Origin of the sequence: Stenotrophomonas sp. G4 (genome assembly GCF_003428825.1) — a bacterium.
In the GTDB taxonomy this organism is placed as follows: domain Bacteria; phylum Pseudomonadota; class Gammaproteobacteria; order Xanthomonadales; family Xanthomonadaceae; genus Stenotrophomonas; species Stenotrophomonas indicatrix.
The window spans coordinates 1,497,848-1,521,465 of record NZ_CP031741.1 but is presented as its reverse complement, the minus strand read 5'-3'; the positions used below and the strand labels follow the sequence as shown (position 1 = coordinate 1,521,465).

Annotated in this window: 23 protein-coding genes; 11 read left to right on the top strand and 12 right to left on the bottom strand. The window is 66.4% G+C overall.

The window, feature by feature from the left end; genetic code table 11:
• Positions 1 to 15 precede the first annotated feature (15 nt).
• The 5 genes from D0Y85_RS07030 to D0Y85_RS07010 form a co-directional block, all read right to left on the bottom strand.
• Positions 16 to 765: a cytochrome c1 gene (locus D0Y85_RS07030; protein ID WP_025875282.1), complete on the bottom strand. Its 750-nt coding sequence runs from the start codon at positions 763 to 765 to the stop codon at positions 16 to 18.
• Entirely contained in the window at positions 758 to 2,017 is a 1,260-nt protein-coding gene (locus D0Y85_RS07025; RefSeq protein WP_117309963.1) for a cytochrome bc complex cytochrome b subunit, read from the bottom strand. Before D0Y85_RS07025 ends, D0Y85_RS07030 begins: the two co-directional genes overlap by 8 nt.
• Positions 2,017 to 2,637 carry a ubiquinol-cytochrome c reductase iron-sulfur subunit gene (gene petA, locus D0Y85_RS07020; RefSeq protein WP_025875286.1) on the bottom strand — a complete coding sequence of 207 codons (621 nt, stop codon included), beginning with the start codon at positions 2,635 to 2,637 and terminating at the stop codon, positions 2,017 to 2,019. The genes D0Y85_RS07025 and petA overlap by 1 nt, the downstream gene beginning before the upstream one ends.
• A 195-nt stretch (positions 2,638 to 2,832) precedes the next feature.
• Complete coding sequence (locus D0Y85_RS07015; protein WP_117309962.1) at positions 2,833 to 3,759, bottom strand: lytic transglycosylase domain-containing protein; 927 nt, start codon at positions 3,757 to 3,759, stop codon at positions 2,833 to 2,835.
• Between the two features lie 46 nt (positions 3,760 to 3,805).
• Positions 3,806 to 4,774 (bottom strand): WYL domain-containing protein, encoded by a 969-nt coding sequence (locus D0Y85_RS07010; RefSeq protein ID WP_117309961.1) that lies wholly within the window; start codon positions 4,772 to 4,774, stop codon positions 3,806 to 3,808.
• An 80-nt stretch (positions 4,775 to 4,854) separates the two neighbouring features.
• On the opposite strand from D0Y85_RS07010, the gene D0Y85_RS07005 reads away from it, so the two are divergent.
• Positions 4,855 to 5,475 carry a glutathione S-transferase family protein gene (locus tag D0Y85_RS07005; protein ID WP_117309960.1) on the top strand — a complete coding sequence of 207 codons (621 nt, stop codon included), beginning with the start codon at positions 4,855 to 4,857 and terminating at the stop codon, positions 5,473 to 5,475.
• A 159-nt stretch (positions 5,476 to 5,634) separates the two neighbouring features.
• The gene (gene miaB / locus D0Y85_RS07000) at positions 5,635 to 7,053 is read left to right on the top strand and encodes a tRNA (N6-isopentenyl adenosine(37)-C2)-methylthiotransferase MiaB (RefSeq protein WP_117309959.1); all 1,419 of its coding nucleotides are present in this window, start codon (positions 5,635 to 5,637) and stop codon (positions 7,051 to 7,053) included.
• Between the two features lie 60 nt (positions 7,054 to 7,113).
• On the opposite strand, the gene D0Y85_RS06995 is transcribed toward miaB, so the two are convergent.
• Genes D0Y85_RS06995 through D0Y85_RS06985 form a run of 3 tightly spaced genes read right to left on the bottom strand, consistent with a single transcriptional unit; the run spans position 7,114 to position 10,123 of the window.
• Entirely contained in the window at positions 7,114 to 8,226 is a 1,113-nt protein-coding gene (locus tag D0Y85_RS06995; RefSeq protein WP_117309958.1) for an ABC transporter permease, read from the bottom strand.
• Positions 8,223 to 9,146, bottom strand: coding sequence for an ABC transporter ATP-binding protein (locus tag D0Y85_RS06990; RefSeq protein WP_117309957.1), 924 nt, complete (start codon positions 9,144 to 9,146; stop codon positions 8,223 to 8,225). The genes D0Y85_RS06995 and D0Y85_RS06990 overlap by 4 nt, the downstream gene beginning before the upstream one ends.
• Before the next feature lie 20 nt (positions 9,147 to 9,166).
• Positions 9,167 to 10,123, bottom strand: a complete 957-nt coding sequence (locus D0Y85_RS06985) for an HlyD family efflux transporter periplasmic adaptor subunit (protein ID WP_117309956.1) — start codon at positions 10,121 to 10,123, stop codon at positions 9,167 to 9,169.
• Between the two features lie 364 nt (positions 10,124 to 10,487).
• Here D0Y85_RS06985 and D0Y85_RS06980 point away from each other — a divergent pair, with 364 nt between their 5' ends.
• The 8 genes from D0Y85_RS06980 to D0Y85_RS06945 all read left to right on the top strand — a co-directional run bounded on the left by D0Y85_RS06980 (position 10,488) and on the right by D0Y85_RS06945 (position 17,469).
• Positions 10,488 to 11,471 carry a PhoH family protein gene (locus D0Y85_RS06980; protein WP_117309955.1) on the top strand — a complete coding sequence of 328 codons (984 nt, stop codon included), beginning with the start codon at positions 10,488 to 10,490 and terminating at the stop codon, positions 11,469 to 11,471.
• A 38-nt stretch (positions 11,472 to 11,509) separates the two neighbouring features.
• Positions 11,510 to 12,376 (top strand): hypothetical protein, encoded by an 867-nt coding sequence (locus D0Y85_RS06975; protein WP_229291143.1) that lies wholly within the window; start codon positions 11,510 to 11,512, stop codon positions 12,374 to 12,376.
• A 56-nt stretch (positions 12,377 to 12,432) separates the two neighbouring features.
• The gene (ybeY, locus tag D0Y85_RS06970) at positions 12,433 to 12,918 is read left to right on the top strand and encodes an rRNA maturation RNase YbeY (protein ID WP_117309954.1); all 486 of its coding nucleotides are present in this window, start codon (positions 12,433 to 12,435) and stop codon (positions 12,916 to 12,918) included.
• Between the two features lie 47 nt (positions 12,919 to 12,965).
• Positions 12,966 to 13,574 carry a hypothetical protein gene (locus D0Y85_RS06965; RefSeq protein ID WP_117309953.1) on the top strand — a complete coding sequence of 203 codons (609 nt, stop codon included), beginning with the start codon at positions 12,966 to 12,968 and terminating at the stop codon, positions 13,572 to 13,574.
• Between the two features lie 82 nt (positions 13,575 to 13,656).
• Complete coding sequence (locus D0Y85_RS06960) at positions 13,657 to 14,244, top strand: hypothetical protein (protein ID WP_117309952.1); 588 nt, start codon at positions 13,657 to 13,659, stop codon at positions 14,242 to 14,244.
• Positions 14,245 to 14,308: 64 nt separating this feature from the next.
• Positions 14,309 to 15,190: a transporter associated domain-containing protein gene (locus D0Y85_RS06955; RefSeq protein WP_117309951.1), complete on the top strand. Its 882-nt coding sequence runs from the start codon at positions 14,309 to 14,311 to the stop codon at positions 15,188 to 15,190.
• A complete protein-coding gene (locus D0Y85_RS06950) occupies positions 15,187 to 16,428 on the top strand; it encodes a DUF4105 domain-containing protein (protein WP_117309950.1) in 1,242 nt (413 codons plus the stop codon). Before D0Y85_RS06955 ends, D0Y85_RS06950 begins: the two co-directional genes overlap by 4 nt.
• 6 nt (positions 16,429 to 16,434) lie before the next feature.
• Entirely contained in the window at positions 16,435 to 17,469 is a 1,035-nt protein-coding gene (locus D0Y85_RS06945) for a magnesium and cobalt transport protein CorA (RefSeq protein WP_051501564.1), read from the top strand.
• Between the two features lie 140 nt (positions 17,470 to 17,609).
• Here D0Y85_RS06945 and D0Y85_RS06940 read toward each other — a convergent pair whose 3' ends face one another.
• From D0Y85_RS06940 to potA, 4 genes are all read right to left on the bottom strand, one after another.
• Entirely contained in the window at positions 17,610 to 18,974 is a 1,365-nt protein-coding gene (locus D0Y85_RS06940; protein WP_117309949.1) for an NAD-dependent succinate-semialdehyde dehydrogenase, read from the bottom strand.
• Between the two features lie 63 nt (positions 18,975 to 19,037).
• Positions 19,038 to 19,880 carry an ABC transporter permease subunit gene (locus D0Y85_RS06935; RefSeq protein ID WP_025875316.1) on the bottom strand — a complete coding sequence of 281 codons (843 nt, stop codon included), beginning with the start codon at positions 19,878 to 19,880 and terminating at the stop codon, positions 19,038 to 19,040.
• Positions 19,877 to 20,809: an ABC transporter permease subunit gene (locus D0Y85_RS06930; protein ID WP_032975682.1), complete on the bottom strand. Its 933-nt coding sequence runs from the start codon at positions 20,807 to 20,809 to the stop codon at positions 19,877 to 19,879. Before D0Y85_RS06930 ends, D0Y85_RS06935 begins: the two co-directional genes overlap by 4 nt.
• Complete coding sequence (potA, locus tag D0Y85_RS06925) at positions 20,806 to 21,942, bottom strand: polyamine ABC transporter ATP-binding protein (protein ID WP_093817806.1); 1,137 nt, start codon at positions 21,940 to 21,942, stop codon at positions 20,806 to 20,808. Before potA ends, D0Y85_RS06930 begins: the two co-directional genes overlap by 4 nt.
• 377 nt (positions 21,943 to 22,319) lie before the next feature.
• On the opposite strand from potA, the gene D0Y85_RS06920 reads away from it, so the two are divergent.
• Complete coding sequence (locus D0Y85_RS06920) at positions 22,320 to 23,615, top strand: NAD(P)/FAD-dependent oxidoreductase (protein WP_240329353.1); 1,296 nt, start codon at positions 22,320 to 22,322, stop codon at positions 23,613 to 23,615.
• Positions 23,616 to 23,618: the final 3 nt, after the last annotated feature.

The following is a 23,618-nucleotide window of genomic DNA, read 5'->3' as shown; positions in this document are numbered from 1 at the left end:
ATGGCCGGCCCTGGATCAGTGCACGTCCTTCCAGTATTCCTTCTTCAACAGGTACACCAGGAAGGTCAGCAGGGCCAGGAACAGGATCACCCAGACACCGAGCTGCTGCCGCTTCAGCGCGGCCGGCTCGCCGGCGTATTCAAGGAAGTTGGTGATGTCGCGCACGGCCTGGTCGTACTGCGCCGCATCGACCGAACCCGGGCTTTCGATGCGCAGGCCCGTCACCGGCGGGTCCATGCCCGCCGCTTCGGCCTTGCCATGCACCGCATGCTGCAGGCCCTGCATCTCCCACAATGGATTGGGCATGGATGCGTTGGCGAACAGCGCATTGTTCCAGCCCAGCGGGCGGCTGCTGTCCAGGTAGAACGACTTCAGGTAGGTGTAGATCCAGTCGCTGCCGCGCACCCGGGAAATCAGGCTCAGGTCCGGCGGCATCTTGCCGAACCACTTTTCGGCCTGCTCCTTGGGCATCGCCACCGGCACCGGATCACCGATCGCCGAGCCGGTGAAGTTGAGGTTGTTCATCACCTCTTCCTCGCTCAGCCCCAGGTCCTCGCCCATCCGCGAATAGCGCAGGTACTTCAGTGCATGACAGCCACTGCAGTAGTTCATGTACAACTGGGCGCCTCGCTGCAGCGACGCCCGGTCACCCAGGTCGTTACCGGCCTGCAGGAGCTTGGTGCCGCCCTCGGCGGCCATGGCCAGGGTACTGCCCAGCATCAGGGCGGCCGCCAGGGCCAGCCGGACCATCCAGCGCTCAGTCATGCGTGGTCACCCTTTCCGGTACCGGCTTGGTCTTGTCCAGCCTTGTCCATATCGGCATGGTGATGAAGAAGGCGAAGTACAGGAAGGTCAGCACCCGCCCGACATAGGTCTCGTGTGCATCGGTGCCCGGGCCGGAGCCGATCACGCCGAGCCAGACGAAACACACTGCGAACACCCCCAGCAGCACCCGCGAGAGCACGCCACGGTAGCGGTAGGACTTGACCCGTGCGCGGTCCAGCCAGGGCACCAGGAACAGGATGGCGATGGCCGAGAACATCACGATCACGCCACCCAGCTTGTTGGGCACCACCCGCAACATGGCGTAGTACGGCGTGTAGTACCAGACCGGCTTGATGTGCTCGGGGGTGACCAGGCGATTGGCTTCGGTGAAGTTGTCGTGTTCCAGGAACAGGCCACCGAAGGCCGGTGCGAAGAAGATGATGAAGGCCGCGATGATCAGCAGGAAGCCCGCACCGACGCCGTCCTTGAGTGTGTAGTAGGGATGGAACGGGATGCCATCGGTCGGCGCGTTCGGTGACCAGCGGTTGCCCTTCGGACCCTTCTTGATCTCCACGCCATCGGGATTGTTCGATCCCACTTCATGCAGCGCGCCCAGGTGCAGCACCACCAGCAGCAGCAGGACCAGCGGCAGCGCGATCACGTGCAGTGCGAAGAACCGGTTGAGCGTGGCGTCGCTGGGCAGGTAATCGCCCATGATCCATTCGGTCAGGCCGTTGCCGATCACCGGAATGGCGCCGAACAGCGAGATGATCACCTTGGCGCCCCAGAACGACATCTGGCCCCACGGCAGCACGTAACCCATGAAGGCTTCGGCCATCAACACCAGGTAGATCAGCATGCCCAGGATCCACACCAGTTCGCGTGGCTTCTGGTAGCTGCCGTACAGCAGCCCGCGGAACATGTGCAGGTAGACCACGATGAAGAACAGCGAGGCACCGGTGGAGTGCATGTAGCGGATCAGCCAGCCCCACTCCACGTCACGCATGATGTATTCGATGGAGGCGAATGCTTCGGCGGCATTCGTCTTGTAGTGCATGGTCAGGAAGATGCCGGTGACGATCTGGTTGACCAGCACCAGCAGCGCCAGCGAGCCGAAGTAGTACCAGATGTTGAAGTTCTTCGGCGCGTAGTACTCGCTGACGTGCTTGCGGTAGATCGGCATCAACCCCGGCGCGCGGGCATTGACCCAGTCGGCCACGCCGGTGGCGGTACGGCTGAGGATGTTGGACATCAGGCAGCCCCCTGCGGATCGACACCGATGATGATGGTGTTGTCGTCCTGGTAGTGGTGCGCGGGCACCTTCAGGTTGATGGGTGCGGGCACGTCCTTGAAGACGCGGCCGGACATGTCGAAGCGCGACTTGTGGCAGGGGCAGAAATAGCCGCCCTTCCATTGCGGATCGTAGGGCTCGGGGCGGATTTCACCCACCATTTCCGGCGAACAGCCCAGGTGCGTGCAGAGACCGACCAGCACCGAGATCTCGGGCTTGATCGAGCGCAGCTCCGGGTTCTGCTTGAGCACGTACTCCGGCTGCTGGTCCTTCTCGCCGGACTCGGGGTCCTTCAAGCGGCCATCCAGCCCATGCAGCGCGTCAAGGATCGCCTTGGACCGTTTGACGATCCAGATCGGCTGGCCACGCCATTCCACGATCAGGCGTTGGCCTTCCTGCAGAGCGCTGATGTCGGCCACCACCGGTGCGCCGGCAAGCTTGGCGCGGGCACTGGGGTTCCAGGATTTGATGAAAGGAACTGCGGTGAATCCGACGCCGACGGCGCCCACCACGGCCGTGGTGGCAGTAAGAAAACGCCGACGTCCGGTGTTGACTGGATCGTGTACCCCATCGTTGGCCATCCGGCACTCCGATATTGATTAGGTAGCTTTAAGGCTGCCAGCGGTTCCGGTGGGGGCCAGAGCCGCATTGAATCTCGGTCGAGTGTAGCGGAACCGTTGCGCGCCACACAACGCATTGCAACAACTCTTTCAGATCCGTGCCGACTGACAGTCGGCACCTACCTGTTCGAAGGTGTGCCGGCCAGCGGTCGGCACCTACTGCTTGGTCAGGGCGGTGCGATAGCGCTCGGCCAGCTGGCCGACCCGGCGCACGTAATACTGGGTCTCGCTGTAGGGCGGCACGCCGCGATGGCGATCGACCGCGCCTTCGCCGGCGTTGTAGCCGGCAGCGGCCAGGGTCAGGTCTCCATTGAAACGCTTCAACAGCCACGCCAGATACTGCACCCCGCCACGGATGTTCTGTCCCGCGTCGTAGGAATCGCTGACGCCGAAGCGCGCGGCGGTGGGTGGCATCAGCTGCATCAGGCCCTGGGCGCCGGCACGGCTGAGTGCGGTCGGGTTGTAGGCCGATTCGGCATGGATGATCGCGCGTACCACGGCCTCTTCCACCCCGAATTCGCGTGCGGCCGAGGTGATCTCGCTCTGGAAGGCCGTGGTGTTCAGGCGCACGCTGCCGAAATCGACGCGCGGATTGACCCCACAGGCGTAGCAGCGCTCCATGAAGCTGTAGCGGATCGTCCGCACCGGGCCGAGGTTGGCGACCTGGGTCGGGCGTGCGCTGGTGTAGTGGCGCACCCCGTCCTGCATGTACGAATAGACCTGTCCGCTGACCAACCTGCCGCCGCGCGGACTGGCCGGCGTAGAGCTCGTTGCGGGTGCCGGGGTCACTGCGACAGCAGGACTGGCCGCAGCGGCGGCGACCGCGACCGGATTACGCTCGGCGCTGGCCACCACTGCAGCAGGTGCCGCAGGTGCTGGTAGCGGCGTGGCAACGGGGGCGCGCGCCGCCCTGCCCGCGCTGCGGGTGTAGCTGATGGTGCTGCATTGGGCACCGGCCACCCGCTTGCTGACATAGCTGGTGACACCGTCGGCGCCAAGGCACTTGTACAGGGTGCCGGCGCTGGCCGGCGCAGCGGTCAGCGCAGCGATGATGATCGCCGTTATCCCCAGTCTCCCCTTCATGGCCGCGAGTGTCCCAGCTTCGCTGCGGCTTGCCAAGGGCGCCGGCTCAGACCGTGACGACGGGCACGGCTAGGACCTGGCCAAGCCCGGTCAGGCGCTGGGCCAGCTCCTCGCGCAGCTCGGCCGGCGTGGTCCACAGCGCCACCGGCAGGCGATCCAGGCTGAGGATCTGCGCCAGCATCATGCCGCGGCTCTCCGCGCCCATCCGCAACAGGCAATGCGCTGGCCCGTCGGCCTCCAGCACACCGCACCAGGGCGGAATGCGCCCGGTCAGCTCCGCTTCGCTGCCGGCCAGGCGCAGGACGGCCTGCAGCGCGAACGGCGCCTGGCTGACCGCCTGCCGCACCATCACATCCGGCGGCGCCGGAGTGCGCCGATGCAGGCCAGGCTCGGGCAGCGGACGCACTGCGCCCATCCGGTCCACGCGCAGCGTGCGCCAGTCCTGCCGCCCCAGATCCCAGGCCAGCAGATACCAGCGCCGCCCATAGTTGACCAGATGCTGAGCCTCGACTTCGCGTTGCGTCACCGCGTCCTGCGCGCTGCGGTACTCGAAGGCCAGCCGCGCGGCCTGCCGGCAATGCTGGGCCAGCCTCCCGAGCAGGCGCGCATCGGTGGATGGCAGGTCGGACAGGGTTGCGGTGGCGGCATGTACTTCGCCGGCCTGCTGGCGGCGACGCGCCGGCACCAGCGGGTCGAGCTTGGACAGCAGGCCGCGTGCGGTGTCGTCGATGCCGGACACCGTGGCCGACGCCGCGCGCAGGGCAATCGCCAGTGTGGTGGCCTCCTCCTCATCCAGCAGCATCGGCAGCACCGGCGCACCGGCGCCCAGCCGGTAGCCGCCACCTACACCGGCCGATGCCTGTACCGGATACCCCAGCTCACGCAGGCGCTCGACATCGCGACGGATGCTGCGCCGATCCACGCCCATGCGCTCGGCCAGTTCGGCGCCGGACCAGTGACGGCGGGCCTGCAGCAGGGAAATCAAGCGAAGCAGGCGATGGGCGGTATGGCGCATGACGGATCGCGGACAGAAGTCGTCCGCAATTGTGCCCCAGCATGGGTCCCACTTCACCACCACCTGCAGGGAGCAATGCCATGACGTCACGCCAGATCACCCTCTACCACGCCGCCCGTTCACGCTCGAGCGGCGCGGTGGCCCTGCTCGAAGCACTGGGCGCCGACTACCGCATGCAGGTGCTGGACCTGAAGGCTGGCGCCAACCTGGCCCCGGCCTATCTGGCGATCAATCCCATGGGCAAGGTGCCGGCCATCGTCCACAACGGCGCCCTGGTGACCGAGCAGGTGGCGATCTATCTGTACCTGGCCGACCTGTACCCGGAAGCCGGACTGGCACCGCCGATCGGCGACGCCCTGCGCGGCCCCTACCTGCGCTGGATGGCCTTCTATGGCGCCTGTTTCGAGCCGGCGATGATCGACAAGGCCATGCATCGCGAGCCGCCGCCGCGCCTGATGTCGCCCTACAACGATGCCGATACGGTGCTGCAGGTGATCGAGGCGCAGCTGGCGCAGGGGCCGTACCTGCTGGGCGAGGTGATGAGTGCGGCCGACGTGCTGTGGGGCAATGCATTGGCCTGGACCAGTGCGTTCGGCCTGGTGCAGCCGGCACCGGCGACGGCCGCCTACATCGCACGGATGAGTGCGCTGACCGCGTTCGACCGCTCGCGGCAGATCGATGCGGAGCTGGTCGCGGCGTAAGGCACCCGGCCCGGCGCTGCCGAACGGCACGGGATGCAGGTAGCGCGGGGCCATGCCCCGCGAGCGCGCAGCGTGGCACCGCTGGCGTTGCGCCGGGCGCACGCCCTGGGATGCGGGTAGAATCGCCCCCTTTCCCGCCACCCGAATGGATTAAGCGCCATGAACGGGACGCCAGACGTCTTTCCGCCCGCCGCCCAGGGCGGCACCCCGCTCGTTGCCCTGCCCTCTGGTCCGCGCAAGCCTGACCAGGTGAAGGGCAAGCTGTACATCAAGACCCACGGTTGCCAGATGAACGAGTATGACTCGGCCAAGATGGCCGACGTGCTCGCCGCCAGCGATGGCCTGGAACTGACCGATCGCCCGGAGGACGCCGACGTCATCCTGGTCAATACCTGCTCGATCCGCGAAAAGGCGCAGGAGAAGGTGTTCAGCCAGCTGGGCATCTGGAAGAGCCTGAAGAACCAGGGCCGCGAGGTCATCATCGGCGTCGGCGGTTGCGTGGCGTCGCAGGAAGGCGAGGCGATCATCAAGCGCGCGCCGTTCGTCGACCTGGTGTTCGGCCCGCAGACACTGCATCGCCTGCCGGAACTGATCCGCGCCCGTCGCGAGCAGCAGCGCCCGCAGGTGGACATCAGCTTCCCGGAAATCGAGAAGTTCGATCGCATGCCCGAACCGCGTGCCGATGGCGCATCGGCATTCGTATCGATCATGGAAGGCTGCTCCAAGTACTGTTCGTTCTGCGTGGTGCCCTACACGCGTGGCACCGAAGTCAGCCGCCCATTCGAAGACGTGGTGGTGGAAGTGGCACAGCTTGCGGCACAGGGCGTGCGCGAGATCAACCTGCTCGGCCAGAACGTCAACGCCTACCGTGGCCCCTATGGTGACGGCGAGCTCGCCGACCTCGGCCTGCTGATCCGCACCATCGCCGAGATCGACGGCATCGGTCGCATCCGCTTCACCACCTCGCATCCGCTGGAGTTCAGCGATTCGTTGATCGACGCGTTCCGCGACGTGCCGCAGCTTGCCAACTTCCTGCACCTGCCGGTGCAGGCAGGCAGCGACCGCGTGCTGTCAGCGATGAAGCGCGGTTACACCGCACTGGAATTCAAGTCGAAGATCCGCAAGCTGCGTGCAGTGCGCCCCGATATCTCGATCAGTTCGGACTTCATCGTCGGTTTTCCCGGCGAGACGGATGCTGATTTCGAGAAGACCATGAAGCTGATCGAGGACATCGGCTTCGACCACAGCTTCTCCTTCATCTATTCGCGTCGCCCGGGCACGCCGGCTGCAGACCTGGAAGACACGATCAGCGACGCGGAAAAGCATGCGCGCCTGTCGCGGCTGCAGGAACGGATCAACGCGCATGCCGCGCAGATCTCCGAAGCGATGGTCGGCAGCGTACAGACCGTGCTGGTGGAAAGCCCTTCGCGCAAGAACCCGAACGAACTGACCGGCAAGACCGAGAACATGCGTTCGGTGAACTTCCCGGCGCACCCGCGCCTGATCGGCCAGTTCGTGGACGTGGTGATCACGGAAGCGATGACCAACTCGCTGCGCGGGCGCGTCGTGACGGAATAAGGTGTGCCGAACAACGGTCGGCACCTACCGGGGTGGATGCCGACCGTTGGTCGGCGTGCTTCAATCCAGGCGTTTGCGGAAGCGCAGGATGGCTAGGGTCATCATCGCCACGATGAACACCAGCAGTGCCAGCGCGTCCGGCCACAGCTCCCACAGCGAAGCCCCGCGCAGCATGATGCCGCGTACCAGGCGCAGGAAATGGGTCAGCGGCAATACTTCAGCCAGCCATTGCACCGGCCGGGGCATGCCGGCGAACGGGAACATGAAGCCCGACAGCAGAATGGAGGGCAGGAACAGGAACAGGGTCATCTGCATGGCCTGGAACTGCGAACGCGCCCGGGTTGAAATCAACAGGCCCAGCGCCAGGTTGGCCAGCACCAGCAGCACGGCGGCAAGATAGACATCCAGCAGGCTGCCGCGGATCGGGACCTCGAACAACCACGTGCCCAGCAGCAGCACCAGGGTGGTCTGCAGCAGACCAATCGCTGCGTATGGCAATACCTTGCCGACCATCAGTTCGCTGCGCGATACCGGCGTGGCGATCAGCAGCTCCATGTTGCCGCGTTCGCGCTCGCGTACCACCGCCACTGCAGTGAACATCACCAGGGTCATGGTCAGGATCACCCCGATCAGGCCGGGCACGATGTTCACCGCTGACCGTCGTTGCGGGTTATAGAAGCTGATGACGCTTACCGGCCCGCTGGCAATATTGCCCTCGCGCAGCGGCCGTGTGTTGCTGGTCGGCCGCGTGTCCAGCGGCACCTGCGCCAACTGGATCGCCGCACTCTGCACCACCGTATCGCTGCCGTCGACCAGCACCTGCACCGCTTCGCGGCCTTCGTAGCGGCGTCGTTCGAAATCGGCGGGAATCACGATGCCCAGGCTGATCCGGCCCCGTCGCAACGCTTCCATCAGCTGGTCGGGCGTATAGGCCTGCGCGCGCGGGGCGATCACACCAGTGGCGACCATGTCCTGCACCAGCGCGCGCGACGCCGCACTATTGGCCTGGTCGGCGATGCCGGCATCCAGGTGCCGCAGGTTGAGGTTGATCGCATAGCCGAACAGCAGCAGCTGCATCACCGGGATGCCGATGATCATCGCCAGGGTGATCCGGTCGCGGCGCAGCTGGCGCAGCTCCTTGAGCATGATCGCCCACAGCCGTCGCAGGCTCATGCCGCCGGCTCCCGGCCACGGCCGCGAGTGGCGGCAACGAAGACATCTTCCAAGTTGGGCGCCACCGGTTCGATGCTGGCCTGCGGATCGGCGTCGGCAAGGGCCTGCGCCAACACGCGGGTATCGGCCGCGCCCTCGCTGCACAGCACGCGCAGTTCGGTGCCGATCTGCGCCACGCTGAGCACGCCCGGCAGCGCCGCCAGCGCGCGGCTGGCCTGCCGGGGTTGCGCGGTGGTGACGGCCAGGGTGCGGCCCTGCAGTTGCGCGCACAGTTCGGCCGGCGTGCCATCGGCTACCAGGGCACCGCGATCAAGGATCGCCAGCCGGTGGCAGCGTTCGGCCTCGTCCATGTAATGGGTGGACACCAGCACCGTGGTACCGGCATCGGCGAGTTCGAACAGCGCCTCCCAGAAATCACGACGCGACTCGGGATCGACCGCACTGGTCGGCTCATCCAGGAACAGCAGTTCCGGCGCATGGATCACCGCACCGGCCAGCGCCAGCCGCTGCTTCTGCCCCCCACTGAGGGTGCCGGCCAACTGCACCTGGCGATCCTGCAGGCGGTACTGCTGCAGCAGCGCATCGACCCGTTGCCGTGCCTGCGCGCGTGGCAGATCCTGGATGGCGGCAAGGAATTCCAGGTTCTCCCGCACCGACAGGTCTTCGTACAACGAAAAACGCTGGGTCATGTAGCCGATGCGGCGGCGCAACGCCTCGGCCTGCGCCGGGATCGCCAGGCCCAGTACGTCGATCTCGCCCGCGCTCGGCTCGAGCAGCCCGCACAGCATGCGGATGGTGGTCGATTTGCCCGAGCCGTTCGGGCCGAGGAAACCGTATACGTGCCCACGCGGCACCTGCAGATCGACGTTGTCCACCGCCAGCAGGTCGCCGAAACGGCGGCTCAGGCCCCGCGCACGCACGGCGATGTCATCGACCGGATTCAGAAACGCACCTGCACCGGCAGCCCGGCGGGCAGCGCCTGCATGTCGGCACTGTCGTCGATCTCGATCTCGGCCAGGTAGCTCAGGCGCGAGACGTCATCACCAGTCAACGCGTAATAGGGGGTAAAGGAAGGTTCGCTGCGGATCGACCGCACATGCCCTTTCAGTACGGTGTTGGCGCCGTCCAGCTGCACCAGCGCGGCCTGCCCGACCTTCACCTGCAGGCGCAACGGCTGCGGCAGGTACACGCGCGCATACGGCCGTTCGCCCACCAGCATCACCACCAACGGTGCACCGATCGGTGCCTGGTCGCCTTGCCTGTAGGGCAACGCATCGACCACGCCATCGCGCGGTGCGCGCAGCTGCAGCTTCTGCAGGTTGACGGCCTGCACGACCTCCTGTGCCTGTGTCGCCCTGGAGGCGGCCTGGCCCTGGGCGATGTCCTCACGACGGTTGCCGCGCTGCAGCTGCAGCCATGCCTGTTCGGCAGCACGCACGCTGGCCACGGCGTTGTCGGCGGCCGCGCGGGCCCGGTCCAGATCAGCGGCAGCCACCAACCGCTGACGGGCCAGCGGTTGCACCCGGCGGTAGTAAGCGGTGGCTTCCGCCGCCTGCGCGCGCAGCGCGGTGAGCTGTGCCTGCGCCTGGGCGATCTGCTCCGGACGCGGGCCCACCTGCAGTTCCTCGAGCTGTGCCTGCGTGCGGGCCGTTTCGGCCTGTGCGGCGTCGAGCTGGGCTGCGCCGCGGGCAGGGTCCAGGCGCATCAGCAGCGCGCCCGCCTTGACCGCCTGCCCCTCGCGCACGTCAACGGTACTGATCACTTCAGCCGCCGGTGCGGGCACGCTGATCCGGTCCCATTCAAGCGTACCCAGTGCTGCTGGTGGTGCTTCGCCGCAACCCGCCAGAAGGCAGCTGCCCAGCAATCCCATCCTGCGCACCCACGTGCCCACGGCCATGCGCCACCTCCTGCGATGGCGCCACGGTGCCATGCTCCCTGTGCACCCGCAATGATCCAGATCAGCGCTGGCCAATAATTGATCAGTCGCTGCCAAGGCCACTGCCGCAAGGCTCGCTGCCACCTATCCACAGGTTCGTGGCAACACCGTCCACACCGCATGTGGAAAACCCTGCAGGCACTGGCACAATTTTCACCACGGCATCATCTTCCTTGTGGCACAAGCCCTGCGAAGATCTATCCACAGGTTTCTTCGGCGCCGGTCCACACCCGGTGTGGAGAACTGTTGTCATGCCGGCTTGCGCGTTACCCTTGTCGTCCCTGACTCCATCGCGGTGGACGGCGACCCCGCCCCACCCCAAGCAATGAAAAGCATCGAGCATCGAGACTTCACCCTGTCGCCGGAAGACAACGCGCAGCTGGCCAACCTGTGCGGCCCGTTCGACGGCCACCTTCGCCAGATCGAACTGAAGCTTGGCGTGGAAATCGCCAACCGGGGCTTCGTGTTCCGCGTCAGTGGCCCGGCCGAAGCCAGTGCCGAGGCACAGAAGCTGATCGAGGCGCTGTACGAGGAAGCCGCCGAGATCACCTTCGACAACCACGCCATTCACCTGCGGCTGAACGCGGCCAACATCGAACAGATCGCCGACCGCTCCTACGAAGCGCAGGACGTGGCGATCAGGGTCAAGCGCGGAACCGTGCGCGGCCGGGGTTCCAACCAGAGCCGCTACCTGCACCAGATCGTCAGCCACGACATCAACTTCGGCATCGGCCCGGCCGGTACCGGCAAGACCTTCCTGGCCGTGGCCAGCGCGGTGGAAGCACTGAACGAATCGCGCGTGCAGCGCCTGATCCTGGTGCGTCCGGCGGTCGAGGCCGGCGAGAAGCTAGGCTTCCTGCCCGGCGACCTGAGCCAGAAGGTCGACCCGTACCTTCGCCCGCTGTACGACGCCCTGTATGAAATGCTGGGCGTGGAAAAGGTGCTCAAGCTGCTGGAAAAGAACGTCATCGAGATCGCGCCGCTGGCCTACATGCGCGGCCGCACGCTCAACGATGCATTCGTGATCCTGGACGAAGCGCAGAACACCACCATCGAACAGATGAAGATGTTCCTGACCCGCCTGGGCTTCGGCTCCACCGCCGTGGTCACCGGCGACCTGACCCAGACCGACCTGCCCAAGCATGTGAAGTCCGGCCTGCGCGATGCGATCGACGTGCTGCGCGATGTGGAGGGTGTCAGCTTCACCTTCTTCGAAGCCCGCGACGTGGTCCGCCACCCGCTGGTGGCGCGCATCGTCAGTGCCTACGACCGCCGCGACCTTCATGAGATCCAACCTGGAGCGGAATGACACTACACTGCGGGCTCCTGTGCACATAAGGACGTGTCATGGTTCGCCCGGGTCTGCTGCTGTCGTTGTGCCTGCTGGCCCTCGGGCCGGTCCATGCACTCGCCTCTCCCCCGCCTGCCGCCGAAGCGCGGGCGTATGTTGAATCCAGCTATGTGATTGCTCCCTACCAGGTGGAGGATTTCACGCTCGTACGCAGCAGTTACAACCCGGACGACCGATTGGCGGGGGCCGGGTTCAGTTACCGCAGCCGCCTGCACCCAGAGGCGGCGATCAGTGTTTTCGTGTATCCGGCGGGCCGATTGGACCCGCAGGTTGCCGTGGACCGCGGCATGCAGGCCTTGCAGGCGGACCTCAGGCAGGCGGTTGCGTCCGGCGTCTACGCGGACCTGCAGGAGCTGGGACAGGAGCCCTTCCCGTTGTCGGCCGAGGCAGTTGCTGCGGAAGGTGCCAATGACATCGACGCAGCGGTGATCCAGGCCATTGCCAAGGCCGAGCAGGTCCGAGGCGAGAAGCTGCGCCTGAGCCTGCTGCACGTGTCCAGCAACCAGCCGCTGCATTCCAATGGCTATCTGTTCTATAAGCAGCTGCATTTCTTCAAGCTGCGCATCTCGGCCAATCAGTCCGTCCTGCCGCGCGAGGCATTCGATGTCCTCGCTGATCGCGCCACGCGCGGCCTGATCCCGGCGCTGGAAGTGGCCAACGTAGGCGGCTGTGCCAACGCCACCCTGTATGTGGATCCCGATGCGGCGCCGGAGCAGGGGGCAATCCAGTTGGCCAGACAGGTGACGCTGCAGAACGGCTACAACTGCCACCCATCGACCGGCGGTGCCGACATCCAGGGGCGTGCGGCCAAGGCGTCGGTGATCGAAATCGCCTACGAAGCCGGCGACTGGAAGTCGCAGTGAACGGCGACACGCGCGATACTGTGACCTCCTGTTCGATCTGAAATGCCGGTGTTGCCATGACCAAGGGTCCCGTCCGCCTCGATGTCGCCGTCAGCTATGCCCTGCCCCGTGCCGGGCTGCCCTCTGCCGTCAGCTTCCGCAAGTGGGTGGCGGCGGCGCTGAAGGGCCGGATCCGCGAGGCCGACCTGGCCATCCGCGTGGTCGACAGCAAGGAAGGGCAGTCGTTGAACCGGCACTACCGGGGCAAGGACTACGCCACCAACGTGCTCAGCTTTCCGGCCGACGTGCCGGAGGGCCTGCCCAAGGGCGTAAAGTTCCCGCTGCTGGGCGACCTGGTGATCTGCGCACCGGTGGTGGCGCGTGAAGCCGAGGAGCAGGGCAAGGTGCTCAACGCCCACTACGCGCATCTGACCGTGCACGGCGTGCTGCACCTGCTCGGCTGGGACCACGAGGACGACAAGGAAGCCGAGGCGATGGAACAGCTGGAGCGCGAGATCCTGGCCGAGCTCGGCATCGACGACCCGTACGCGGGCGAGCGCTGAGTCGGGGACAGCGCTATCCTCCGCCTGCAACCTCGACGGAGACATGGATGATGATGGGCGACATGGGGCCGCTGCTGGCCGGAAGTGCGGTCTTCTCCCTGCTGCTGGTCGTGGCCGCCAACGTGGTGCGCCACGTCAGCGCCAACCACCCCGACGGCCGGCACTGGCTGCTGGGCACACTGGCCTTGTTGTCGCCCACCAGCCTGCTGGCAGGTGTAGCCGTGGGCGTGGTCGGGCCGCTCCTGCTCAGCGGCAATGGGCCGGTGAGCAGTACGTCGGCGATCTGGATGACCGCGATGGTGCTGATCCTGATCGGCGCGCTCTCCGCACCGGTGAGCTGGCGCGTGGTCGTGCATCAGCGCCTCGGGCGCGCAAGCGGCAGCCTGCCGTTTTTTTACGCAACGCGCGCGCAACTGTGGGCGCTGTTCCTGCTCTCTGTGGTGTACATGAGCATCATCCACCTGGCGAGCACGAACCTGCCGGACTGGCTGCTGGAACCGGGTGCACTGCCGGTTGCGGTCCGCGCGGTGATGCAACTGGTCCACGTGGCACTGCTCTCGGCGATGCTCACCCTGCCGGCGATGGCGTTGCGCGCCGTTGCCCGCTGGCCGCTACGGCGCATGCAAGCGCGGCTAGGCCGCACTTCGCAGGACTGAGCGCGCCCCTGTTATCCGGCTCGCAGCGGTTCCCGCCCTGAACCGGCCGGCGCGGTCGCCGGACACGGCGACGGCCGCTACCATGCTCCGGTTTCCTTCCATCGCGGACCTTCTGCCTGTGCTGCTGCGTACTGCCCTGCCCCTGCTGCTCGTTGCCTCCACCGCTTCCGCCGCGCCGCTGGACCTGCCTGCCCTGATCGAATGCCGCCAGGGCGTGGCCAAGCACGCCGCGCTGGCACCGCTGCTGGCCGATCCGCTGAAGGCCGTGGCGCATGGCCTGCAGCCGCTGCCGCAGGGCAACCAGTTCATGAGCGAGTACCGGCTGGCCAGCCCGATCACCGTGTTCGGCCAGCAGACCGAGCGTGTGGCCGTGGCCGGCGCCAGCATCATGGCCGTGCTCGACCAGGCCGATCCGCGGCCGCTGGCCAGGCAGCTGGCCCTGGAGATCGGCTACGACCAGGACGGCAAGTTCATGGCCGGGCGCGAGCTGGTCAGCCGCGACGTGACCGACCCGAAGACCGGGGAGGCACAGATCGAGTCGATCATCCTCAGCGTCTCCACCGTCGCCAGCCACCCCGGCAGGACCCTGGCCGGCTGTACCTACAGCCTGGACCTGCCGGCCGAGGACGAGGGCCCGGCCGCCACCGCCCCGGCGGCCGACGGTCACTGACAGGGCCCCACATCCTGCTAGACTTGGGCCATCGCCCGGCCTGCCGGGTGCCTTTTTTCCAGAGATGTCAGAAGACGACAGTAGTAGCTCCCCCGTGGAGCACAGTGAAAAGAAGCGCGGCTGGCTTGAACGCCTGACGTCTGCTTTTTCCGGCGAACCCCACACCCGCGACGAGCTGGTCGCTGTCCTGCACACCGCGCAGGAAGAAGGGTTGATCGCCGCCGATACCCTGAAGATGATGGAAGGTGCCATTTCGGTGGCCGAGCTGACCGTGGGCGACGTGATGATCTCGCGTTCGCAGATGGTCTCGCTGCCGGTCGAGGCGCCCTTCCTGGAGCTGATGAAGCAGGTGGTCGAGTCCGGCCATTCGCGCTTCCCGGTGCATGGCGAGAACAAGGACGACATCCTCGGCGTGTTGCTGGCCAAGGACCTGCTGCGCGGCGTGGTTGCCGACAACGGTCCCGGCAACGTGCGCGAACTGCTGCGCCCGGCGGTGCTGATTCCGGAAGCGAAGAAGCTCAACGTGCTGCTGAAGGAATTCCGCCTGTCGCGCAACCACATGGCGATCGTGGTGGACGAGTACGGCGGTGTCGCCGGCCTGGTCACCATCGAGGACGTGCTGGAGCAGATCGTCGGCGAGATCGACGACGAACACGACGAGGCCGAGGATTTCTCCGCGCAGATCGCCATCCAGGCCGATGGCCAGTACGTGGTGGATGCGCTCACGCCGATCGGCGATTTCAACGAGCGCTTCGGTGCCACCTTCTCCGATGAGGACTACGACACCATCGGTGGCCTGGTGACCGAAGCGGTGGGCCATCTGCCGGAAGTCGGTGACGAACTGGCGCTGGACCGTTTCATGTTCCGTGTGGCCCGTGCCGATGCGCGCCGGGTGCAGGCCTTCCATGTAACGGTGCTGGCACCGGACGCGCAGGACGACGCTTGAAGCACCGTGGCCTGATCCTGACGGTGTGGCTGGCGGTGTGCGTGCTGGCCACGACCCTGCCACTGACCGCGTTCGCGCAGGCGGCGCCACCGGCCGTTTCGACGGCCAGTGATGCCCCTGCCCCGCGCGTTGGTGTGGTCACCATGCAGCCCGGCACCGTGTTCTTCGAGCGCTTCGGCCACGATGCCATCGTCGTGCTGGACCCGGTGAGCGGCGAGGCGATCTCGTACAACTTCGGCTACTTCGATCCGTCCGAACAGGATTTCATCGGCCGCTTCGTGCGTGGCGACATGATGTATTACCTGGTGGCGCTGCCACTGCAGCAGGACCTGTCGTACTACGACGAGACCGGCCGCGGTGCCAGCGTGCAGTGGCTGGATATCACCCCTGACCAGGCACGCTCGCTGGCCGCCGACCTGGCCGAACGGGCCAAGCCGGAAAACGCGCGCTACCACTACGATTACTACACCGCCAACTGCGCGACGATGGTGCGCGACACGCTGGACAAGGCACTGGGCGGCGGGCTGCATTCACAGCTGTCGGGCCGTTCGCGTGGCAACACCTATCGCAGCGAGTCGGTACGGCTGGCGTCCCCGGCCCCGTGGATGTGGCTGGGCTTCGATATCGGCCTGGGCCCGTTTGCCGACCAGCCGCTGTCGCGTTGGCAGGAAGCCTTCGTGCCGATGCGCCTGGCCGATGCCCTGCGGCAGGCCCGCAACAGCGACGGCCGCCCGCTGGTGCAGTCCGAGCAGGAACTGCTGCCGCACCGCATCGATCCCGAACCGAAGGAATTCGCGCGCCACTGGTGGCCGTGGCTGCTGTGTGGCCTGGTGACTGCGGTCGGCGTGCTGGCGCTGCGCAGGCGTACGCGCCTGCTGGCCGGCCTGGCCTTGCCGCTGTGGCTGCTGTGCACCATCGCCGGTGGCCTGCTGGTGTTCCTGTGGGGCTTCAGCACGCACTACGCTGCCTGGGCCAACCGCAACCTGCTGCTGCTGTCGCCGCTGTGCGTGCTGCTGTTGCCGGGGGCGATCCGCCTGCTGCGGCGGCGCGTGCCCGGCCGCATGTTCAGGATCGTGCTGTGGCTGGTGGCGGTGCAGGCGGTGGCTGCCCTGGTGCTGCACTGGCTGAGCCTGCAGGCGCAGTACAACGTGCAGTGGATCGTGCTGCTGCTGCCGGTCCACGCGGCGCTGGCCTGGGCGCTGGGGCGCCGTCCTCACTTGTCGGAAACGCAGCACTGACGCACGATGGCGGGCATGTCATTGCCCGCCCCACTGCCCGCCCCTGCTGCCGCCTCCGCCGCAGCCAATCCCACCTGCGTCATCAACTGCGTCCACTACGATGACGACGGCAAACGCCACGACATCAGCCTGGATGCCATCAGCGATGTCATCGCCAGCAACAATGGTTTCGTCTGGGTCGGCCTGTACGATCCGAACGAAGATGTACTGCTGAAGCTGCAGGAAGAATTCTGCCTGCACGACCTGGCCGTCGAAGATGCGCGCAACGCGCACCAGCGCCCCAAGGTGGAGGCCTACGGCAACTCGTTGTTCGTGGTGGTGACCACCGCGCAGATGGTTGACGAGCGCATCCAGTACGGCGAGACCCACGCCTTCCTCGGCCCACGGTTCCTGGTGACCGTGCGCCATGGCGCCTCGCTCTCGTACGCACCGGTGCGCGCGCGCGTGGAGCGCGAACCACAGCTGCTGAAGATGGGCCCCTCGTACTGCCTGTACGCCGTGGCCGACTTCGTGGTCGACAATTACCTGCCCATCACCAACCGCTTCCGCGACACCCTGGAACTGCTGGAAAAGGACATCTTCGCCGACAGCTACAAGCGCAGCACGGTGGTGCGCCTGTATGAGCTCAAGCGCGAGTTGAACAAGATGCGGATGGCGGTGGCGCCACTGCAGGATGTACTGGCACAGCTGCGTCGCTACCAGGGCGAGCTGTTCCCGGACGAAGTGAAGCTGTATATCCGCGACGTGCACGACCATGCGGTACGCATCAGCGATGTCATCGACACGCTGCGCGAAATGCTGGGCACGGCCCTGAGCGTGAACCTGTCACTGGTAACGCTGGCCCAGGGTGAGACGGTGAAGCGGCTGGGTGCATGGGCCGCGCTGCTGGCCGCACCGACGCTGATCACCAGCTGGTATGGCATGAATTTCAGCCACATGCCGGAATTGAACCAGCCGTGGGCCTACCCGCTGATGATTGTCGCTGTCGGTGGCATCTGCGTTGGCCTGTACCGGCTGTTCAAGCGGGTGAAGTGGTTGTAGGACGTATCGACCAACGGTCGATACCCACCGGACCGGCAGGCCACGACCGTTGGTCGTGGCACATGACCTGCCTTGGGTAGTGCCGGCCGCTGGCCGGCAACCAGGCAATGCCGGCCAGCGGCCGGCACTACCGTTGGGAATCAAGCCACGTAGATGGTCTTGATGTTCATGAACTCATGGATGCCGTGGTCGGCCAGTTCACGGCCGAAACCTGACTCCTTGCTGCCGCCGAACGGCAACCGCGCATCGCTCTTGACGATGGCGTTGACGAAGGCCGCGCCGCATTCCATGCGCTGGGCGAAGGACTCGCCACGCACCGGGTCACGCGTCCACACGCTGCCGCCGAGGCCGAAGCGGGTGTCGTTGGCCACGCGCAGCGCTTCGGATTCATCCTTGACCCGGATGACCGCAGCGACCGGCCCGAACAGTTCTTCGTCATAGGCGGGCATGCCCGGCCCCACCTGGTCGAGCACGCTGGCCGGGTAGCCCGCATGCGAACCGGCGATCGGTTCGCCGCCGATCAGCACCCGCGCGCCTTTGGCGACGCTGGCCTGCACCTGCTTGTGCAGTTCGTCGCGCAGGTCGGCACGGGCCATCGGCGCCAGTGTGGTGCCGCGCTCGTTCGGGTCGCCGTACTGACGCTCGCCCGCGGCCTCGACAAAGCGCCGGGTGAATTCATCGGCCACCGCTTCAACCACGATGAAGCGCTTGGCGGCAATGCAGGTCTGGCCACTGTTGTCGAAGCGCGACTTCACCGCGGCGGCAACCGCCTTGTCCAGGTCGGCATCATCGAGCACCACGAAGGCGTCGCTGCCGCCCAGCTCCATCACCGACTTCTTCAACTGGCTGCCAGCATTGGACGCGATGGAGCGCCCTGCCCGCTCGCTGCCGGTCAGGGTGACTGCCTTCACCCGTGCATCGCGCAGTACGTCGGCAGCCTGGTCGTTGTCGATGTGCAGCACGTCGAACACACCGTCCGGCAGGCCGCCATCGCGGCACACCGCCAGGATCAGGTCGGCGCACTGCGGCACGTTGCTGGCGTGCTTGAGCAGCGCCACGTTGCCGGCCATGAACGCCGGGGCCAGGAAGCGGAACACCTGCCAGATCGGGAAATTCCACGGCATCACCGCGAACACGCAGCCGATCGGTTCATAGCGCACGTAGCTGCGCTGGGCCTCGGTATCGATCAGCTGCGGCTTCAGGTAATCGGCGGCATGGTCGGCATAGAACTCACAGGTGGTCGCGCACTTTTCCACTTCGGCCAGGGCCTCGGCCTTCAGCTTGCCCATCTCGCTGGTCATGGCCTGCTGCAGGTCATCGCGGCGCGAGCGCAGCTGGCCGGCAATTTGCTTGAGGATCGCCCCGCGATCCTGCAGCGAGCGCTCGGCCCAGCGTGGGAACGCCTCGGCTGCGGCCTGCAGGCGCTGCTCGATGGCAGCGGCATCCATCAGCTCATGGCGGTAGGTCACCTGGCCGGTGGCCGGGTTGATGATCTCGACGGTCATGGGGGGTCTCCATCAGGTAGACCCCCATTGTGCGCCGGTCGCCGTGAGCCGGATGTTGCCGGCTCAGCCGTTGTCCTGGCGGGCCAGCTGCAGGTCGCGCTGGCGTCGCTTCTCCGCACGCGCATTGATGTACCAGCCGATCACCGCAGCAATGGACACTGCAGACACCAGCAGCGTGGCCAGCGCATTGATCTTCGGGCTGATGCCCATGCGAACCGAGGCGAACACCTTCATCGGCAGCGTGGTCGAGCCCGGCGTGGCAACGAAGCTGGCCACCACCACGTCATCCAGCGACAGGGTGAACGCCAGCAGCCAACCGGCCACCAGCGCCGGGGCGATGATCGGCAGGGTGATGCGGGTGAACACGGTCAGCCGGCTCGCGCCGAGATCCATCGCCGCTTCTTCCAGCGACAGGTCCATCTCCTGCAGGCGCGAGGACACCACCACGGTGACGAAGCACAGGGTGAAGGTGACGTGGGCGATCCAGATGGTGGCCAGGCCGCGCGCCGGGAAGCCCGGTATCGCGCCCATCGAGGCCAGCAGCGCCATCAGCGAGAAACCGAGGATCACGTCCGGCATCACCAGCGGCGCGGTCACCAGCGCACCGAAGAACGGCTTGCCGCGGAAACGCTTGAAGCGGGTCATCACCATCGCCGCCAGCGTGCCGAGCACGGTGGCGGTACAGGCGGTCCAGAACGCGACCACCAGGCTGGTCCACATCGCATCCATCAGCGCGCGGTCGGCAAACAGGTCGCTGTAGGCACGGGTGGAGAACCCGGCCCAGACCATGGCCAACCGCGAGCTGTTGAACGAATAGAACATCAACAGCAGGATCGGCAGGTACAGGAAAGCGAAGCCGAGCAGCAGCACGCCCAGGCCCAGGCCCTTGGCAGAACGCGGGCTCATGCCTGCTTCCCTTCCAGCAACCGCTGCTGGGATCGGTTGAACAGCAGGATCGGCACCAGCAGCAACAGGATCATCGCCGCCGCCATTGCCGAGGCACCGGGCCAGTTGCGGTTGTTGAAGAATTCATTCCACAGCTGTCGGCCAACCATCAGCGTTTCCGAGCCACCCAGCATTTCCGGAATCACGAATTCACCGATCGCCGGGATCATCACCAGCATGCAGCCGGCGATGATGCCCGCCTTCGACAGCGGCAGGGTGATGCGCAGGAACGCCTGCCACGGCTTGGCGCCGAGGTCGTAGGCTGCTTCCAGCAGACGGTGGTCATGCTTGACCAGGTTGGCGTACAGCGGCAGCACCATGAACGGCAGATAGCAGTACACGATGCCGATGTAGGCCGCGGTCGGGGTGTCGATCAGCTGCAGTTTCGGCAGGCCCATCGAGGTCATCAGCGACTGCAGGCCGGTGTACTGCAGGAACTGGTCGAGCAGGCCGTTGCGGTCCAGGATCGCTTTCCATGCATAGACGCGGATCAGGAACGAGGTCCAGGACGGCAGCACCACCAGCATCATCGCCACGTTGCGCGCGGCCGGCGACAGGCGGGCGATGGCATAGGCCATCGGATAGCCGATCAGCAGGGTGAGGAAGGTCGAGATGGCGGCGATCTTGATCGAGCTCAGGAACGCCTGCGCATAGATCGAATCACGGAACAGCGCCAGGTAGTTCTCGAGGTTGAGCTTGAGCGAGAGCCCGCCATCGACGTACTGCAACAGCCAGGTGTACGGCGGCGAGCCGACCCGGCTGTGCGAGAAACTGATCATCAGCACGATCAGGAACGGCACGGCGAAGAACAGCAGCAGCCACAGGTACGGAATGCCGATCACCGTGGCACGCAGCCCCGGCAGCCAGCGCTTCAGGCCGGCGGCGCTCATGAGGTCAGCACCACGCCGTCGTTGTCGCGCCAGTGCACCCACACCTGGTCGCCCCAGGTCAGGCCATCACTGGCCCAGCGCTGCGAGTTGGCGAAGTTGGCCAGCACCTTGGCGCCGCTGGGCAGGCGCACGTGGTAGACCGAATGGCTGCCGAAGTAGGCGATGTCCTCGATCACGCCCTGCGCCTTGTTGGTGTGCCCTTCCGGCTCGTCCTTGCCGATCATCACCTTCTCCGGGCGCAGCGCGAACGCGACCGGCTGCCCTTCGTAGCAGGTGATGCCGTGGGCGATGTAGACCGGCGCCGGGAACAGCGGCGAGCGCACGGTCACGTATTCGGGCAGGTCCTCGTCGATCACCCCGTCGAACAGGTTGACCGAACCGATGAACTCGGCAACGAAGCGGTTGGCCGGCTGCTCGTAGACCTCATCGGGCTTGCCGACCTGCTGGATCCAGCCGGCGTCCATCACCGCGATGCGGGTGGCCATGGTCATCGCCTCTTCCTGGTCGTGGGTGACCATCACGCAGGTCACGCCCGACGACTCGATGATGCTGACCAGCTCCAGCTGCATCTGCGAGCGCAGCTTCTTGTCCAGCGCGCCCATCGGTTCGTCCAGCAGCAGCAGCTTGGGCCCCTTGGCCAGCGACCGCGCCAGCGCCACGCGCTGCTGCTGGCCGCCGGACAGCTGGTGCGGCTTGCGCTTGCCAAGATGGCCCATCTGCACCAGGTCGAGCATCTCGCCCACGCGCTTGGCGATGGCCTCGCGGCCGAGTCCGTCCTGCTTCAGGCCGAAGGCGATGTTCTGCTCCACGGTCATGTGCGGGAACAGCGCATAGGACTGGAACATCATGTTGACCGGCCGCTGGTACGGCGGCAGCGCGTCCATCCGCTGGCCATCGACGGTGATGCTGCCCTTGGTGGGTGTCTCGAAGCCGCCCAGGCAGCGCAGCAGGGTCGACTTGCCGCTGCCAGAGCCACCGAGCAGCGCGAATATCTCGCCCTTGCGGACGTCCAGGTTGACGTCGTCGACGGCGACGAAGCCATCGAATTCCTTGCGCAGATCACGAATGGAGAGATAGCCGGGCACACCGGTCGCTTCGACGACGGCGGCTTCCGGCTGGGCTTCAACGGGCATGGGGGCTCCGGGAGCGGGCGGTGGACAGCGGCCGCCATTCTACCGGCCGGGGGCCGATGGGGATATGACGACGGCGGGCGGGAAGGCGCCGCTGGCCGTCCTGGAGTACCGGACCGGTGTCGGGTTTGGCCCGCAAATGGCGCACTCCAGGCGCAACACGCGCCCCCTGCGTGGCCGTTGCCTGGTGTTTCCGCCTTGGCCTGCGGGTGCCGCGCCGAATCTGCAACGTTTTTCAGAACCGGGAGCCTTGATCGCCCGCCACTACCCGTCGCAATCCCCAGGATCGAGGCCGACCATGGACGAACACGCGTGACATCCGCAGACACTTCTGTCTTCGCCCCACCCGCCCCCAGCCCTCGTCAGCTGATCGGCTGGAGGTGGCCATCATCGGCGCCGGCCAGGCCGGGCTGTCACTCAGCGCGGTCCTGCAGGAGGCCGGCGTCGCGCATCGCGTACTGGAGGCGGATACCGTGGGCGCCAGCTGGCGGCGGCGCTGGGATTCCTTCCAGACCAACACCGCCAACGCGACGATGGCCCTGCATGGCCACGCCTATGCGGGCGACGACCCGGAGGGCTTCATGGCTGCACCGGAAGTGATCCAGCGGCTCCGCGACTACGCCAGCGAAAGGTCACTGCCGATCCACGAAGGCTGCGCGGTCCTGCGTGTCACGCCCAAGGCGGGCGGCTACGCCATCGAATCCAGCCGCGGACCGATCCAGGCCGCTGCGGTGGTGGTGGCCACCGGCGAATACGGCCGTCCCCGGATGCCCCGCGTTCCCTTTGCGCCCGGGCCGGCACTGGCGGTACTGCACTCCAGCAACTACCGCAATTGCCGGCAGCTTCCCGACGGCGCGGTGCTGGTCATCGGCGGCGGCCAGTCCGGCGCGCAGATCGCCCAGGATCTCCGCGCCAGCGGCCGCACCGTGTATTGGTCGCTGGCCGAGCGCCATTCGCATACGCGCCGGCTGCGCGGCAAGGATTCGATGACCTGGTGGGACATGGCCGGACGCATCCACCAGCATGTGAGTGAATCGGCCGGGGTACTCGCCGGGGAGCCGGACGCGCTGCGCAAGGCCCGCACTGCGGAGTTCCCGCTGATTTCCGGCAAGGGACGCGCAGGCCTGGGCAGCTCGATCAGCCTGCTGTCGATGCATCGCGAGGGCATCACGCTGCTGGGCCGCCTGCAGGGCTTCGACGCGGACATCGCTCGCTTCGCCGATGTCCGCCCACAGCTGCGCACGGCGGTCGAGGCGACGCGGGCCGAGTACGCCTATCTCGATTCACTGGCAAGCGGGTACTACGCCACGCGGCCCGAACCGCGCACCGATGATGCCCGCTACATTCCCGAAGAGGTGTACCTGCACTGGGAGCCGGACGCCTCGCCGCGCGAACTGGATCTGAACGCTGCCGGCATCCGCTCGGTTGTCCTCGCTACGGGCTTCGTCGCCGAATGGCCGTGGCTGGATGTGGACGGCGTGCTGGACGAACACGGGTACCCGCTCGGCGAGTTCGGTGTCTCCCCGCAGCCTGGCCTGTTCTTCATCGGCATGCACAACCTGCAGCGGATGAGCTCATCATTCCTGTGCAACGGCGGTCGCGATGCGCGCGACCTGTTGCCCGCCATCCTGCGGCACCTTGGCCGGGCCGGTGGTGCCGCTTCCGGGAAGGGCTGAGGC